General features: G+C 58.3%; 13 protein-coding genes and 2 pseudogenes. 11 read left to right on the forward strand and 4 right to left on the reverse strand.

What is annotated here, in order from left to right:
• Positions 1-145 precede the first annotated feature (145 nt).
• From P3T25_RS35035 to P3T25_RS35065, 7 genes are all read left to right on the forward strand, one after another.
• A complete protein-coding gene (locus P3T25_RS35035) occupies positions 146-424 on the forward strand; it encodes an HU family DNA-binding protein (protein WP_110406412.1) in 279 nt (92 codons plus the stop codon).
• A gap of 203 nt (positions 425-627) precedes the next feature.
• Positions 628-834, forward strand: coding sequence for a hypothetical protein (locus tag P3T25_RS35040; protein ID WP_429361619.1), 207 nt, complete (start codon positions 628-630; stop codon positions 832-834).
• Between the two features lie 184 nt (positions 835-1,018).
• Positions 1,019-1,516: an SET domain-containing protein gene (locus P3T25_RS35045; protein ID WP_429361621.1), complete on the forward strand. Its 498-nt coding sequence runs from the start codon at positions 1,019-1,021 to the stop codon at positions 1,514-1,516.
• Between the two features lie 332 nt (positions 1,517-1,848).
• Positions 1,849-2,658, forward strand: coding sequence for a DNA adenine methylase (locus P3T25_RS35050; RefSeq protein WP_429361623.1), 810 nt, complete (start codon positions 1,849-1,851; stop codon positions 2,656-2,658).
• 8 nt (positions 2,659-2,666) lie between these two features.
• A complete protein-coding gene (locus tag P3T25_RS35055; protein WP_429361625.1) occupies positions 2,667-3,926 on the forward strand; it encodes a metallophosphoesterase family protein in 1,260 nt (419 codons plus the stop codon).
• Positions 3,923-5,881, forward strand: a complete 1,959-nt coding sequence (locus P3T25_RS35060) for a hypothetical protein (RefSeq protein ID WP_429361627.1) — start codon at positions 3,923-3,925, stop codon at positions 5,879-5,881. Before P3T25_RS35055 ends, P3T25_RS35060 begins: the two co-directional genes overlap by 4 nt.
• The gene (locus tag P3T25_RS35065) at positions 5,878-6,810 is read left to right on the forward strand and encodes a hypothetical protein (RefSeq protein ID WP_429361629.1); all 933 of its coding nucleotides are present in this window, start codon (positions 5,878-5,880) and stop codon (positions 6,808-6,810) included. The genes P3T25_RS35060 and P3T25_RS35065 overlap by 4 nt, the downstream gene beginning before the upstream one ends.
• A gap of 167 nt (positions 6,811-6,977) precedes the next feature.
• Here the strand turns inward: P3T25_RS35065 and P3T25_RS35070 are convergent.
• Both P3T25_RS35070 and P3T25_RS35075 read right to left on the reverse strand, forming a co-directional pair.
• Positions 6,978-7,289: pseudogene (locus tag P3T25_RS35070) on the reverse strand (DUF4148 domain-containing protein).
• Positions 7,290-7,621: 332 nt separating this feature from the next.
• Positions 7,622-8,890 carry an ISKra4 family transposase gene (locus P3T25_RS35075; RefSeq protein ID WP_429361631.1) on the reverse strand — a complete coding sequence of 423 codons (1,269 nt, stop codon included), beginning with the start codon at positions 8,888-8,890 and terminating at the stop codon, positions 7,622-7,624.
• 650 nt (positions 8,891-9,540) lie between these two features.
• On the opposite strand from P3T25_RS35075, the gene hfq reads away from it, so the two are divergent.
• Positions 9,541-9,810 carry an RNA chaperone Hfq gene (gene hfq / locus P3T25_RS35080; protein ID WP_429361633.1) on the forward strand — a complete coding sequence of 90 codons (270 nt, stop codon included), beginning with the start codon at positions 9,541-9,543 and terminating at the stop codon, positions 9,808-9,810.
• 183 nt (positions 9,811-9,993) lie between these two features.
• Positions 9,994-10,071, forward strand: a pseudogene (locus P3T25_RS35085) (NAD(P)(+) transhydrogenase (Re/Si-specific) subunit beta); the annotation flags it as partial.
• A 55-nt stretch (positions 10,072-10,126) separates the two neighbouring features.
• Here the strand turns inward: P3T25_RS35085 and P3T25_RS35090 are convergent.
• On the reverse strand, positions 10,127-10,648 hold the full coding sequence (locus tag P3T25_RS35090; protein ID WP_429361635.1) for a hypothetical protein: 522 nt from the start codon (positions 10,646-10,648) through the stop codon (positions 10,127-10,129).
• 838 nt (positions 10,649-11,486) lie between these two features.
• Between P3T25_RS35090 and P3T25_RS35095 the strand changes: the two genes are divergently transcribed.
• Both P3T25_RS35095 and P3T25_RS35100 read left to right on the forward strand, forming a co-directional pair.
• Positions 11,487-12,092: a hypothetical protein gene (locus P3T25_RS35095; RefSeq protein WP_429361637.1), complete on the forward strand. Its 606-nt coding sequence runs from the start codon at positions 11,487-11,489 to the stop codon at positions 12,090-12,092.
• Between the two features lie 283 nt (positions 12,093-12,375).
• Positions 12,376-12,711, forward strand: a complete 336-nt coding sequence (locus P3T25_RS35100; RefSeq protein ID WP_429361639.1) for a PepSY domain-containing protein — start codon at positions 12,376-12,378, stop codon at positions 12,709-12,711.
• A 175-nt stretch (positions 12,712-12,886) separates the two neighbouring features.
• Here P3T25_RS35100 and P3T25_RS35105 read toward each other — a convergent pair whose 3' ends face one another.
• Entirely contained in the window at positions 12,887-14,629 is a 1,743-nt protein-coding gene (locus P3T25_RS35105) for a pyrrolo-quinoline quinone (protein WP_429361641.1), read from the reverse strand.
• Positions 14,630-14,884: the final 255 nt, after the last annotated feature.

A 14,884-nucleotide genomic window follows, 5' to 3' on the forward strand; every position in this document is an offset into this window, starting at 1 on the left:
TTCCCCCAGACGACTTCTCCCGGTGCTTGCCCGGCACGACAGGACGACGTGCCTGTCGCGGACCACATGCCGCTGCGTGCCGATTGCGCAAAGGCGCGCCGATCGGGTAGGGTGACGAGATTTCAACCACAACGAGGAAGTCACAATGAACAAGCAGGAACTGGTGGATGCAGTCGCCGCGAAGACCGGCGCAAGCAAGGCGGCCGCCGGCGAGGCGATCGATGCGTTTATCGGCACGGTCACCGCGGCCGTCACGAAAGGTGACACCGTGCAGCTGATTGGCTTTGGATCGTTCTCGACGGGGGCACGCGCCGCGCGCGTCGGCCGCAATCCGGCGACCGGCGCCGAAATCCAGATCGCGGCTGCAAAGACGGTGAAGTTCACGGCGGGCAAGGCGTTCAAGGATGCCGTGAACGGCGCCTGAGACCGGACGCAGGCCGTCGGCCGGATGTCTGCGCGATGGCGCGGCTGCCAGCAGTAGCCGCTGCAGGAACTGGCGGCAGCGACGGCGCGGCGTGATCGGGCGGGGCCTGAACCCCGGCCAGCCGGCCTGGTAGGATCAGTGCGAGATGCCGCGACATACTGCGGCCCCCTTGCGATTCGCTGCACATCTATATAGATAGCCGCATGGAAAAGAAACGATCGCGGACCGGGCGCGAAATCTCGTGCCCAACGATCGGCGCTTTACTGCGCTACCGGACGCGCATCGTGCGCGTCATTGCGGAAGCCCGCGGGCAACGCGCGATGATCGAGTCGCTCGACACCACAAGCAGGACCTTCGTGAGCACCGTGAAGTGGGTCAGCCTGCGTGAGCTCGGCGATCAGCTTTTCTGAAGCCGGATGTATTCGCGGGTGAGCGGTGAATCGCTCCGGGAGGCCAGCGGATCAAATACCTCGACTCTCCAGTTCTGATATACGCGCCGACGCCCGATCGTGGCAGGTGCGTGCTCATCCGATCACTCTGGATGGGGAAATTTGCTACTCGTATACTGGCGCTAACATTGGGAAAGGAAATTGTATGAGGCGCGTAGTTGTCCGGCGGTCTCCAGTTCACGGCAAAGGCGTGTTCGCCTTGCAGACGCTCGCGGCGGCCGAACGCGTGCTTGAATACAAGGGTGAAATCACCTCGTGGCGCAATGCGGTGCGACGTCACCAGCATGAAGGCGTCGAAGGACACACATTCCTTTTTGGCCTGTCGGACGGGAGGGTGATCGACGGCAGCCGTGGCGGCAACAGCGCGCGCTGGCTCAATCATGCGTGCGCGCCCAACTGCGAGGCCATCGAGGAGGAGGGACGGATTTTCATCTACACGCTCCGGCCAGTCGACGCAGGCGAAGAGCTTTTCATTGACTATCTGCTGGAAATCGACGATGCCGTAGACGAAGCGGCTCGTGCTCAATATGAATGTGTTTGTGCGTCTGCCGGGTGTCGTCAGTCTATGCTCGCTGACTCCGGGCGACGGGAGCGAGGCGGGGCAGTCGCCAGTTCCCCATTTGCGATGCTCGATACGGGCTGAGGCGGCCGCCTCCATCCGGAAATGCACGCTCCTGATACCCATTCACGCCAAAGAAGCGGCGCCGGCGAAAAGCAGAGCGTTCTGAATTAGGCAACCGATGTACTGCCCCAGTCCGGAAGCCCGCAGCGCCGCGATCGATTGAAACAATCGCGATGTCGCGTTCCCCGTAATCTCTGCTCCTCGCGTCATTTGCGTAGCCATGCCGCAAGCGCACGTGGGTTTGGTAAACTTGCGCCTCCCGATACGAAAGACCGTGGGCTCGCCCTGCGAAGTTAGGGAGCGGGTTGAGGCCTTGAACGCAACGATGATCGACAAAATTAAAGGTGAAGCCGGTGCAGCCCTACGAACTTTCGCGGTCGCCCATCCGTTGGGCTGGAAGTAAGCGGAAGCTCCTTCCACAACTTGCGGCGCTCGCGCCTGAAACTTTCCAGCGATACGTGGAGCCGTTTTGCGGCTCGCTTTGCTTTCTCGTCGCGCTGAAGCCAGAGCAGGCCCTCGTAGGTGATATTAACGAAGAACTGGTCCACTTCTACCGCATGATTGCGTGGCGCCCAAAGGTAGTCGCGCGTATTACGCACGCGTTCGCTTGCGATGCCGAGACCTACTATTCCCTTCGAAGAGTTGATCCGAGCGCGCTCGCCGCAGAAGAACGCGCTGCAAGGTTCCTCTACTTAAATCGTTTCTGCTTTAACGGCGTCTACCGTACGAATCGATCGGGAATGTTCAATGTCGCCCGCGGTCAGCATATGGGAAAAATCCCAGATCCGGGCGAGTTGCTGGCGTTCGGGCGACTGATGAGGAATGTCTCGGTTCGTCGTTGCGACTTTGAAGACCTGGTCCAAGAGGCCGGACGTGGGGATTTCGTCTATCTGGATCCCCCGTACGCGGGTCGTGACGTACGAGATCGTGGAGAGTACGGCCTTGGCGCGTTCAAAATGAACGACATGGAGCGACTGCTTTCGGTGGTCGAAACCGCGAGCCGCAGGGGGGCGAAAATTCTTCTTTCATACGCTGACCTCCCGGAAGTGCGCAGATTGTTCCGAAAATGGAATGTCACACGCTTGGATGTGGCGCGAAACGTCAGCGGTTTCACTGCAGGTCGCACTTCAGTGTCAGAACTCATCCTGCGGAATTACCGGTAAATAGTCCCATGACAGTTGATAACAGAGCAGAAAAGAGGATCCGGGTCGCAGTTCTCTCGGACCTTCATTATGACCGTCCTTTAGGCACGCAGCCTTCTCGCCCGTCTATTGCTCGCAACGGTCCTGCCGGTGATCCGATGCAGGCGCTGCTCAACAAGATTGCCCAATCCCAAGGTGATACGCAACTGCGTGCAGATTACCTTCTGTGCGGTGGTGATATCACTAACAAGGCGAATCCGGAAGGCTTTCTAGAAGGGTGGCGAAAACTGAAGGAGCTCCAGAACGCTTTGGGAGCCAGACATCTTCTTGCTGTCACAGGCAATCACGAGGTCAACTCGCGGGCTGGCGAGAAGGACGATGAGGCCGGAAACAGTGAGCGGGCCCTCGATCCTCTCGCCGTCATTCAGCGCCATGCAGACTACCCGTCGACCACCTTTGCGGACGGTGACCAGCGTTGGGTCTACTGGGGGCGCGGATTTCTTTTCATTGAAGAGCAGGACATCCTGTTTCTCTTGGTGAACTCCAGCCACTTCCATCCGACCACGCGTCAAAATGAGTTTGAGCGCGGCCGCGTAGGCGATGTCGCTTTGCAGTTACTCAGGCAGGAACTGAAGCCTCGGGTGGAAGCCAACAGGTCAAGGGCATTCATTGCGCTGATGCACCATCATCCGATTCCTTATGAGCCGCTCGACATGGCCGAGGACCGGATCAATATGTACAACGGTTCACAATTGATGGAATCGTTGCAGGAGACGGGCGTGAGTTGGCTCGTTATACATGGGCATAAACATTTTCCGCGCCTCATCCCCTCGCAAGGAGGGATGGGCAGCCCGTTTGTGTTCGCCGTAGGTAGTTTTGGTGCGTTTCTTGACGGCGATCTTGCGTTAAAAACGCAGTTGCAATTCTACATAGCGGAGATAGAGTTGCAAGATCAAACACTCCGTCCGAAGGCAAAGGGACACGTACGAGCGATGTCGTGGAGTGGGTCGACTTGGGCATACAACAATGTAGAGACCGGTGGATTGCCTGATCGATGTGGCTATCAAGTTCCCGGATTCGACCTTGAAAACGTCATCGATAAATTGGCACAAATTTTGGCAGCAGATACGAGGCCATATCTAAGTTGGGACGAGACGCTTCAATGTGTGCCAGAACTTCGTTACACACAGCCAACTGATGCACGCTTCCTACGACGCATTTTGGAAAGCAGGGGTATTGGTGCCACGTGGCCAGATGGTGAATGGTTCCCGACTGAGGTTTCGAAATGAGTGACAATCCGACATCCGGCGGAGACGTTTTCAACGCCCGTGATCTCGCACCACCTGAAGTCGCTGCGAGATTCTTGGCGCCACCAGCATTTGACCGATTGCTCGGTAGGCCTCATTGCATTTTAGAGGGTCCACGAGGCAGCGGGAAAACTACGTTGCTAAGGATGCTGACCCCTGAGGCATTTGCGCTTTGGCGGCAACATGTCCCAGGAGAGAGTATTGAGTTCATCGGAGTGTTCGTTCCGGCTGACGTCCGTTGGGCAAAGCAACTTTCATTAAGAGTTTCTCGGATCGTCAATCCGATCGCGAAGGATATTGTCCAGCAGTCTGTGTTTTCGGTGGCTGTTAGTCTCGCACTGGTCGATACGCTTGAGCAATGCTCGAAGCTTGAGCCGCAATTTGGTTCTGCGCAACCTTCACTATTTTTTGCAATAGATAGGCAACGTCAAGCGGATGTAGTTGCGGCGCTTGCCATCGTATGGCAACTCGAGGTTCCGGTGTTTTCGTTCAACGGCATACGACTGGCGTTGCGCAAGCGTCAGCATGAATTGAACGGCGTTGCCGCCGAGCTGGCCGAGGGCACGGATCTTAGACAAGTACGTCAGGAACATCCTTACGTGACGAGTACTTGGTTGGATAACTTGGTAACAGCAGTTGAGAGCGTTAACGATGCACTAGAGAGGCCCAATCAACTGTGGGCAATATTGCTTGATGAGCTCGAAATTGTCCCGCCCGGCCTGCTGCAGACAATCGTTGACGCTTTGCGGTCGACATCGAACAAGGTGCGTTTCAAGCTGGCTTTAAGCCCGACCGGCTCCGACCTAATTCCATTGGGACAGGCAGGAGCCTCTAGCTCTTTTGAGGATTACAGGCCAATCAAGCTTTGGTACGAAAAAAAGGGAGATGCTCGAGCGTTTGCAAGCAAGTTGTTCGTTGCAAGTCTTGGACGAGCACTTGGGGAAGACGTCGCCCCCGAAAGCTTAAATGCAATTCTCGGGACTAGTTGGTCAAGCGACAACGCGACGGATGATGCGACTGAAAGTTCTACGGACCTAGGCGATTCAGCGATCGAAACGCCGGCAATGCAGCGTGTACGTGCAACCGCTTTCTCTGCGCTTTATGCAAAGGATGAGTCTTTCCGTCGATTGCTTGACGAGCGCGGAATCAATCCGAGAAATCCACCATATAAGGATGCAACACCTGAGGGGATTCTCGTTCGCAAAATTACGCAGATCGTGTTGCACCGCGTTCGTGAGATCGAATCGTACACATTTTCGAACGGCGTGAAGAGAAAGGGCGGTAGACGTAGTCCGCACGGATATTTCGGCTTTCCGAACATCATAGATCTTACCGAAGGGAACCCGCGATGGGTACTAACCTTAGTCGAGTCACTTGTCGCGGCAAGTAAGGCAGACGGTCATGCCGTCAGAACGCAAACTGTTCAGTCAGTTGCGATTCGAGATTTTGTCCAGCAAATGTCGTCGAAATTAATGGTATATCCGGTGAAGGCGGCGTCGGGCGGAAAGCGATGGACTCCGTATGATTTTGTGCGGGCACTAGCGAGTTCAATTGAGGGCGCGATCTTTGAAGGCCCCTTTGTTACGGATCCTGCAATGTCTTTTTCGATTGATCAAGCGTCGGTCGATCAATTTGATGAATACATCAGGACGGCGATTGACCTTGGGGCATTGGTAATAGTCCGCCGAGGGGGACCCGCGCCACTGGCCGCTGCGGGGAACGCTCAATCCCTCGTTGGGGCGCGAGTGAGATTAACCTATCGATTGGCTCCCGAATTTCGATTGCCGCTGTTGTATATCAAAGAGCAAAAGATGAGCACTGCATTGCGTGGTGGCGAGTTGCTTGTGTTCGCTGAAAAGGGGCGCGCCAGCTCGGCCGGTACTTCGGCGCTTGGCGAAGAACACGACAATCGACCGGTGCAAGGGAGGCTGTTATGAGCTTCAACTTGGACAACATGGTCGATCTCGATCTGGAAAAGTTGAACTCATGTGACTTGTTGATTGTCCCGCAGACAAGCGAACCTAGAGGGGAGGTCATTTCAGGACGTCTAACGCCGCTCGATCACGAGGTTTGGATCATCGGACAAACCGGAGGCGTGCATGCTTATGACGAGGAAGACCGCCCCAACACAGCTCTTGGTAGTCACTTATCGGTCGACAGCGTACGCACGAATCTTGAGCAATGGATGCGCAATCGTTCCGATCAAACGCCGACGATTGTGGTCGACGTTTCATGCATGTCTCGGCCGATTATGGCCGCGACGTTCGAGGCAATTTTTCGAGCCGCGGTTAAGGGTAGCTTGAATGTTGTCGTGGGTTATGTTATCGCGGCATATTCTCCGCCACCGACTCTCCTCCCTCCCAACGAGGACATTAAGCCAATAAGCGAATTTTTCGCTGGCTGGCCGAATGACACGACTGCGTCGACGGCGTTGATTGTTGGTCTGGGATACGAGCGAGCGAAGGCTGAAGGAGCGTGCGAATATTTCGATGCCAGCGAGACTTGGGTCTTTGTTCCGCGATCTCCGATCCGCGAGTATGACGATGCAGTTACCACCAATAATGATTTTCTCTTGGCGCGGGCGCGTAGACGTGAGCATTCGATCGACTACAAAGTGGACTCACCCACGGAGGCACTTGGGCATCTTGCGACGAGAGTGACCAACCTGCTATCGGGAGCGAACCTAGTCCTGTTGCCTTTTGGACCGAAAATATTCTTTGTTCTTAGCCTGCTGATTGGAGCTATTTTTCGAGAGGTAGGTGTATGGCACGTTACTGGGGACGCGGAGATTGCTAAAACATATCATCCGCCCTCGGATAAGGTGGTTGGATTCCGAATGGAGCTTTCGCCGCGCCAGAGCGACTAATTTCGCTGGCGCGCAAACGGGAGTTTGTAGTTTGAACCTAAGCTCTTGCTACGCATTGAGCGCGGACCCTCGGATGATTTCAAGCAAGCACCAAGGGATCACGGCCGCGATGCGACGTACAGTAAGTACGCGCTGAGCCTGGAGTGGTCCGCATTCGCCGTGGCGTCTCAGCCGGGTTGAGGCTTCGGGCACTCTGTTTGGAACCAGTAGTCGACCAGGCGTTGTGCCGCTTGCAGGTCACCCGGGTAGTATGGATCGTCATGCCACGGTGACGGGTTGTAGCCCGCTTTCCTCAGGGCAGCCAGTTCGCTCTGGTGTTGCGCCATCGTAGAGGGTGCATTGGTCCTGAGCGCCGCCAGGTCGCGGCACTCTGTGGGACTGAGGTGGGGCCCGGTGTACGGCGTGTCGCCGGCGGCACAGGCGGCGAGCTACAGTACCGTAGCGGAGAGTATTGATGGTGTTCCAACCGCCCTTGCCATAATGCTTGTCCTTCCCTACGATGGCGAGCCCGTCTGTTGGTATGCCGCCGCGCCCGGCGTCTCGTCGTCACAAGTCGTTTCGTCCTTCGAGTGACGATGCCGTCTTGCTGCCGGCCGATAGCTGCGTGTAGCTGTTGGTGTCCGTTAATTCTGGGAGTGGACAAAAACTGGGGGAGGGGGGCTCATTGTCGAGCGACCTCTGGCGATCTGAAGTGAGGGAAGCGCTTGGCGAAACACGTCTCCGGCCTCCCGTCGAGCAGTTCCACTCGGGTTTGCAGTAGGTAGTGAGCGCCCTTCAACGACCAACGCATTTGTTGACGTTTCGTGAGCCGTCAGTTTATCAAATGATTCATGACCGATTCGGCCGAGGCCGACGATACCCGACGGCCGTTCATACGTGCTTGTTGATAGTCGATAAGATCGCTGCGATTGTTCACAAGGAAGGTCAATAATCGAGCGGCCGCGCTACTCGCCGTGCCGGCGCCGAGACCATAGAACTGTGGTAAAGATCCAATCTCAAGATTCAGGGAGGCGATGAGCGTACGTAGGATCTCGATTGCCGCGTCGCCCCGGCCGCGCCACAGCTTGTCGCGCACGCGATTTATTAGTCGCTCGCATCGCCGCATCACCACCGGTCGCTGGTAGAGAGGAAATGTGTATGCGCAGAGCGCCGACCGCACAGCGTGAAGTTTCATGCCGATGTGAAACCAGTCAAGAATCCGCGGTGCGACGCAAGGCGCCACTGAAGTCACTAACGATCGCATACCCCGAGCACCATCTGTGACCACGTCGACCAAAGTAGAACGGACCCAGCCACACTGGTCGAGTGCAGCAGCGATAAGCACGCGCGTCAGGCTTGGACGCTGGAGAGCACATGCGAATCGTCGAGCCGCTATCCCCTCACACTCGACACGTCCCGCGATAACTTCGAACCTGCGCACCTCTTCGAGCGGCACCGCCGTGACTACCGTGCCGTCAATTGCGAGACGCAGGTGCTTCGCTCCACCACGGTGTTGGGTTCCCGCGAACCACCCAACGTGGAACTGGTCGTTTTCAATGTGCTCCCCGCAGTTGAGCGTCTCTTTGCGAACAGTTGCGTGAGACAGGGTGTGCAACCCGGTGAGATCGGCGACATTGCGTGCCGCAGACCGGTAGGAAACGGCAGCGCCTTGCTTCGCACACAGGTATGCAAGCTCCGGCGTACGTCGTCCCGGTAGCAAACTTTCTATCGGGCCCTCGGAGAATCGAAGATCCGCTGAGTCATCGTTCTCGTCGAGCGGCTCGGGGGTGCACAAGCACGATATCACCCGGGGCACTCGAACTTTGACACTGCCCAAGGCGGTCGCAAACACCCGCGGGCGCCAGTCTTTTATACGGCGGTATCGCCCGCAATGTCTGCAGCGGCGGCGTCGAGCATCGTAGGCGCGGATCTGGTCCTGAGCCACCACTTGTTGAAGACTGGAAAGGAGCCTTCTTGCCTCAGACATCGACAATCCGAAGTCAGCCGGGGTCGCTCCTTCGAGCGGTCGCTGAAACCTGGCCAACGGCACATTCTCGTCGGCACCGTCCCGCTGCAGGTAAATCGTCCAGTGCATATCCATCCGTCACCTCGCCGAACGGGTGTCGAAGGTAGCTTAGGGCAAAACGCCGCGCTCCCCCAATTTTTGTCCACTCCCATGAACACGGCTAGCAGCAATTCTGAACTCCAACACGTGCCGATGTACTTTTAAACAGGTCAGGTGCCATCGTGCGGGAAAATCACGGTTGCTCTGTGTTTTTGCTCACATTTCGCCTGAGGAAAGGCCCCACCGGCTGCCTCGGCGCGTAAGCGCTTTCGTTTTGCACGCGGCGGTCGCGTCGGGTCGCGGGTGACGTTAATGCGTTCGGCGACTGTTACTATTTCGGGGAGTCTTCGTCCTGCAACTCATCATCTTCATCGGTCTGTATCATCGTCGGACCGTCGGTTGCGGGTGGGTCGCTGGCAGGAACGGTGTCCTTGACCGTCGGGTCGATTTTCCCCTCGCTTTTTGGCGAGCCCGGGTTGTGTTCGCTCGTTGAGTTCCGCACTTGCATGCTCCAGAGTCTATTTACAAGATAACGGGCAGTTGCTACGCCTTAACCCGCTCGCTGCTGCCAGACGGTGGACCACATCTCTCGCTCACAGAGCAATTCCGACCTGGCGTTTTCCCGGCGGCTGGGTCGGCTTATCGAGAGCTACAATGCAGAAGGGCTACCGACAAGCGAGAACAACATGTCCAATCAGGCTGACCTTCAATATGAATTCCTGCAGTCGCTAGCCACGGGAAAGACATTGGCAAACGTCTACCTGATAAACGGAATCAGGCTCAGTGGTTATCTCGTAGCGTTCGACACGTACGCAGTCATGCTGGAATCTGCGTCAGGTCGCCAGCTTGTCTTCAAGCATGCAATCTCGACCGTGATGCCCGGTACAGGTGACCGGGTGACACGGTCACCTGTACCCGAAGCGGCAAGCAATCGGGTGACTGCCTCACGCGCCTAACACATGCGCCCGGAATACAGGGGCAACTCTTCATTGCAGGCCCCGGGCCATGCACCTCTCCATTTGCCTCGACCGCATCTGCGCAAACGCGCCGACCCGGCACCGATGCGCATCGCGGCGCTCGCTGGCCTGACCGAATTGTGGTGAACGTAGCGTGGCTCTATCGCACGTCCATTGAAGTTTCATGCAGGTGACCACGTGAAGTACGCGATTCACCCGGTGGCCGGCCGCGTGCCCAGTCACATAAATGTGCTGCTCGCGTAAGCCGAGGTGCCCTACGACCAGGGCGTTGGAAATGTAAGACACCAACAGTGCGTCAGGACGTCGACTCTGGCCCGGGCCAGGGCCAACCTTTCTTTTCGCTGGGCGCATCGCGACGCGCGGCACGCGGGACCTCGCCCGTCACCTCGGGCGGAGTCGCCTGACTTCCGGTATCGTCTGACGGTTCGGCCATCTGGTCCCTTTTCACCTTGAGAAGCCCGGTCCCGAACCACGCCACCTTCTTCTGGATGTGAGCGACATACGCGCTCCAGCCTTCAGCGTTGCCATCAAAAAGGTCGTGCTGAACGGTGGACGCCAGCGCATTCCGGTTGAGCTCAGTCTCGAGTAGCTCCTTTGGCCATAAGAAGAACGCGCTGGCGGCGCGTGCGCTGAATTCGGCAACTGTCATCGTTGGCGCAAGCGCCCGGAGGAACGCGAAGTCCTGCAACGAATTCTCTTTCTGCGCGAGCTGCGCCACCGGTGCGTCCGGGCGACTCGTCCTGGCCAGACAGTGCAACGCTTCGAGAATGTCTCCGAGATGGAGCAGCAGTTCTCGTCTATCAAACCGGTCGTCCATTGCGGTATGTCCGTTCATCGTGTCCCTGTTTCGAAACGGGCTGTTTCGGAGCAACGCCTCGTCCAGTCGCCCCTTATTCCGGCGAGTCTTCGTCGAACAGCCCGTCATCCTCGGACTGCAGGATAGGGGCAGGCAGTCGCTCAATGCGCCAGCTGCACAGGAGTGCTGCGGGCAGGTTTGGACGGGCGGCGGCCGGCCATCGAGCCATCACTCTGCCCTAAGTGGAGACGGGGCCGCGCAACGAAGTGCTGCAGAACGGCTAACGGCGGTGGCCGCCATTTTGCGGGCAGGTACTCCGCATCCGTTTCTCTGGCTGCCTGTTTCCAAAATTGTACGTCCCGTCCTTCCGGGGCACCAGCTTGTTTCCACCCGGGGTCTGGTCGTTTATCCGATGGCCACGATGAATGAGTGGCCCCGGGCGAGCCCGGCGCGTGGACACATCAAGCCGAATCGAATCGGGGTATGAGTGGGGACCACGGTCAGAAACTGGGTCCGCGGTTGGGCAGATTTGCCGCGGGCGTTATCGTCGTTGTGTCGAAGACCAGCCTCAAAATTAAGCGTATTCGTTATCGAGAGGCAGAAACCGCTTATATCTCGGTTTTCCTATGCTGTATTACGTGCACGGTGAAGGCTTTAGTGCGGGCCAGGCATGGCAGTCTCCATGCGACCGTATGCTGCTAACAGATATCTCGGCTGGCGGACAACAGCATTCCGACGGGAGGCGAACGAGCTCGCGCGGCCATTGTGGTGCAAGCGGGCTGGGCCACGTTCCGGTTTATGTCTATGACTGTTTTGGCCTGGCTGGTTTTGTAACGTTCGACTTTTTGGGGAGGCGGATATGCGCGAAACCAGAACAGGCGAGGCCCGCTTAACTGTCGTCGCTGTTGCCGTTTCGGTCGGCCTGCTTTTACTTCAATCGGCCGTTGCCCAGGAGCCTGGCCCTCGCACAGGACGACATGCAGTCGGTGTGAAAGCCCTTCGGCATATCCAGGCACGCGTCGCTGGGATAGACCCCTTGTACAACACCGTGACCTTGCGCGACATGGCGGGCGAGATGGTCGTGTTTGAAATCAGCCCGGACATCGCTGACGTAAAGAAGTTACAACTCGGGGACACGGTCAATATTGCTTATAGAAACGCAATTCTGACGCACGCAGACAAAGTGGCATCGAATGGCATCCGCGAGCGAATCGAAACCGAAGTCATGCAGCCGGCGTCGAATGGAGGGGGCAATTCGACCCGAAACGTGGAGTTCGTGGCGACGGTACTGAAAATCGACCGGAAGAACCGCAAGGTCATCCTGCGCGGCCCGACTCAAACACAGGAGTTCGATGTCGCCCCGGGTTTATCGCTCGACAGCCTGAGAGTCGGCGATTCTGTTCGCGCGGAATTTATCTCTGCCGTTGCCGCTTCGGTTGTCCGGGTCGCGACAGCACCTCAGTAAGCAGTGTCGCCAGGCAACCATCTCTTCAGCTGAGGGCTCGGACGGTTCGCTCGGCTAGCCGCATCTTAGGCGGTTGCGAAGAGACTTTGCGGATAGCGAGCCCATGCCGGGCAAACGGACGCAGAGCAGTGGTACCGCCTGTGTCAGGCGAAGCCAATCGTCTTGAGGTTTGGTAACGGCCCGGCTTTTAGGCGCCTGCTGCGTGCAGTTATGCAACTGGGCGGCTCTACCATAAGGAAACCTTAAGGTCTCACATGTCAGCTTCGTACTGAAGGAAAGCTACATGGGGGCTGATATGCGGATATTTCTCGGAACGGGATTGGTATGTGGGTTGTTGATTGCAAGTCTTTGTGCTCATGCATTCAGCGGACAACAGTTCGCCAAGGATGCGAAGGTTGGCATCGCGCAGGCGCGCTCTATCGCACTCAGGGCACACCCCGGCAAAATTGTCGATGAGGAACTGGAAAAGGAAGTCGGGGGCAGCGGATTGCGATATTCCTTCGTTATCCGCACGGGACAAGTGAAGCAGGAGGTCGGCGTCGACGCTCAGGATGGGGCGATTCAGCTGGCTGTGGTCTCTGGGAAGGTCGGCAAGACAGGCGTCACGGGGCATCCATGAGTACGTTAGTGGATCGGGCCGCCTTTGCGCACTTCGCGCACCTCACGCATTCGCGGACCGCCGGTCGCCGGTTGAACGCCTTCGCGACTGGTCACTGGCAAGATGTTTGTGGCTGAACGGCTCACTGGGCGCCGCGATCCGGAAACCTGTTTTCACTGACGACAATCCTCCGGTTTCAGTGCAACGGCCCAAATACCGCGACGCCATTCGTCGCGCCGACATACACGTGACCGTGCGCGATCATCGGCGTGATGAACTTGTTGCCGGCGCCGAACGCGTCGCGCGCACCGGACCGGGTGCTGTCGTACAACTCCCGACCGAGATCGCCCGCGTCGAAGGCATGCAGGCCGCCCGTGGCCCCGTTCTCAGCCGCCCAGACGATGCCGTTCGTCGTTCCGCTGGCCGAGATGCTCGGCGTCGCGCCCGGATAGGGGAACGTGCCGGGGCTGCGCGACGACGGCGTCGTCGCGAGTCGTGCCGCGCTCAGGGGGAAGGCCTTGAGATTGTCGCCGACCGCGCCGAAGTACACGACGTTGTTGTAGTACGCCGGCATGCCGAAGACGCCCCCAGTCAGCTGGCCATCGACTTCCTGCCAGATCAGGTTCGCACTGGCGTTGAACCTGCCCATCGCATCGCGGTTGACCACATAGATTTTCGAGTCCTTGCCCGCACCCAGCGCCAGATGGCGGATCGCGCCGCTCGCATCGACCAGGTCCGGCAGCACCAGTGCGCCGCCGGAACCAAGGTCCGCATCCTGTCCCGACTGGGCAATCGTGTCGAAGGTCGCGAAGTAATCGGCCACAGCGAGTCGTGGCGACATCGACAGCCTGAGGAACGCATTGCCGTAGTCGCCGTTCGCCGGGAAACCCTGCGGGTTCAGCGTCGGGTCGAAGGTGCCGTTGGCATCGAGCAGATATAGCGAGGTGCCATCCGACGCCATTCCGGCGCCGCTCATCCAGATAGAGCCTTCGCTGCCGTTCGGCGTCAGGTTCAGTGTCCCCGTCTGCATTAGCGTCTGGGCGTCGTAGGCCATCACCCAGCCGCCATAAGTCCCCTGATCACAGTGTGAAGTCCAGCCAAGATAGACGTTGCCGTTGACGAGGGTGAGTGCCTGCCGCTCTGCGTATTGCTGCGGGTCGAAGACGGTGACGCCGTTGGTGCTGTTCGCGCCGGTGCCGGGATAGGTCGCCGCGATCTCGGTTGGGCCGCCCAGCATCTCGGCGCCCGTAGCGAGGTCGACCGCGTGTAGCCGCTGATGGATGCCGCCGCTCGCATCCTTGCTCATTGCGACCGCGTAGAGCACACCGTTCGCGCCGCGGGCTCGATCGATGACGGGCGTTGCGGTAATGCCGATCTCCGGTGTGATTTGCCCGCAGTGCCGGTCGTCGCTCGTGGTTTCGCTGGCGCCGAGCAGCGAGCGTTGCCATAACTGCGCGCTGGTGTCTGCGTCGAACGCGTAGACGCTGCCATGTTCGGTGACGACATAGACGACATTGTGGGCCACCCCGCCGATGCTGAGGTTGCTGACGTAAAGCGGCTGCGCATCGACCTTGCCGTCTGCCAGCAGAAACGCGATCTTGCCGAAGCCTGACGCATTGACGTTGGCCGGCGTGAGGGAAGTTTCGACAAGGTACTGACCAGTGCGCGCCAGGTCATTGTGGTAGGTCAGTACGTCGGTCGATGCGGCGGGATTTCCGGAACTACCGGTGCCGCCTCCAGAACCTCCGGTGCCACCGCCCGAACTCCCCGCACCTCCGGTTCCCCCACCCCCGGTTGTTCCCGCATCGACTGTCGTTCCGCCGCCACCGCCGCACGACACACACACGACCGCAAGCAGGGTGAGCAACACGCGCAGCAACCGGGACTGGATGCAGGAATGGTCCCCGGCGGAATTGCCGGAATGTTCGGTGCGATCCATGTGAACCTCCCGAGGATCAGTTGGATGGGCGGCGGCCACAATGTCGTCGACCGGTACAGTTGATCCCGCGTAACTACACCGTTGCTGCAGCAAATCTCACGCCCGGAATCAGAGGGCGCGAACGTCGCCCTCCGCGGTGGACACACCTGCGCGAAACGAACGCCACCCCGGTCGTTGTGATCGTCCCTATAGTGAAGGAAGTGACGGAACGTAAAGGAAGACGATACAACCCGGGTTCGGGTCCGGGTTGTCCCA

Origin of the sequence: Paraburkholderia sp. GAS32 (assembly GCF_050434225.1) — a bacterium.
In the GTDB taxonomy this organism is placed as follows: Bacteria; Pseudomonadota; Gammaproteobacteria; order Burkholderiales; family Burkholderiaceae; genus Paraburkholderia; species Paraburkholderia madseniana.

Excerpts from the sequence above, each read along its gene's own strand:
- P3T25_RS35040 (WP_429361619.1), top strand. The coding sequence starts at position 628 with ATGGAAAAGAAACGATCGCGGACCGGGCGCGAAATCTCGTGCCCAACG.
- P3T25_RS35065 (WP_429361629.1), top strand. The coding sequence starts at position 5,878 with ATGAGCTTCAACTTGGACAACATGGTCGATCTCGATCTGGAAAAGTTG.
- P3T25_RS35075 (WP_429361631.1), bottom strand. The coding sequence starts at position 8,890 with ATGGATATGCACTGGACGATTTACCTGCAGCGGGACGGTGCCGACGAG.
- P3T25_RS35100 (WP_429361639.1), top strand. The coding sequence starts at position 12,376 with ATGGGGGCTGATATGCGGATATTTCTCGGAACGGGATTGGTATGTGGG.
- P3T25_RS35095 (WP_429361637.1), top strand. The coding sequence starts at position 11,487 with ATGCGCGAAACCAGAACAGGCGAGGCCCGCTTAACTGTCGTCGCTGTT.
- P3T25_RS35090 (WP_429361635.1), bottom strand. The coding sequence starts at position 10,648 with ATGGACGACCGGTTTGATAGACGAGAACTGCTGCTCCATCTCGGAGAC.
- P3T25_RS35055 (WP_429361625.1), top strand. The coding sequence starts at position 2,667 with ATGACAGTTGATAACAGAGCAGAAAAGAGGATCCGGGTCGCAGTTCTC.
- hfq (WP_429361633.1), top strand. The coding sequence starts at position 9,541 with ATGTCCAATCAGGCTGACCTTCAATATGAATTCCTGCAGTCGCTAGCC.
- P3T25_RS35045 (WP_429361621.1), top strand. The coding sequence starts at position 1,019 with ATGAGGCGCGTAGTTGTCCGGCGGTCTCCAGTTCACGGCAAAGGCGTG.
- P3T25_RS35060 (WP_429361627.1), top strand. The coding sequence starts at position 3,923 with ATGAGTGACAATCCGACATCCGGCGGAGACGTTTTCAACGCCCGTGAT.
- P3T25_RS35105 (WP_429361641.1), bottom strand. The coding sequence starts at position 14,629 with ATGGATCGCACCGAACATTCCGGCAATTCCGCCGGGGACCATTCCTGC.
- P3T25_RS35035 (WP_110406412.1), top strand. The coding sequence starts at position 146 with ATGAACAAGCAGGAACTGGTGGATGCAGTCGCCGCGAAGACCGGCGCA.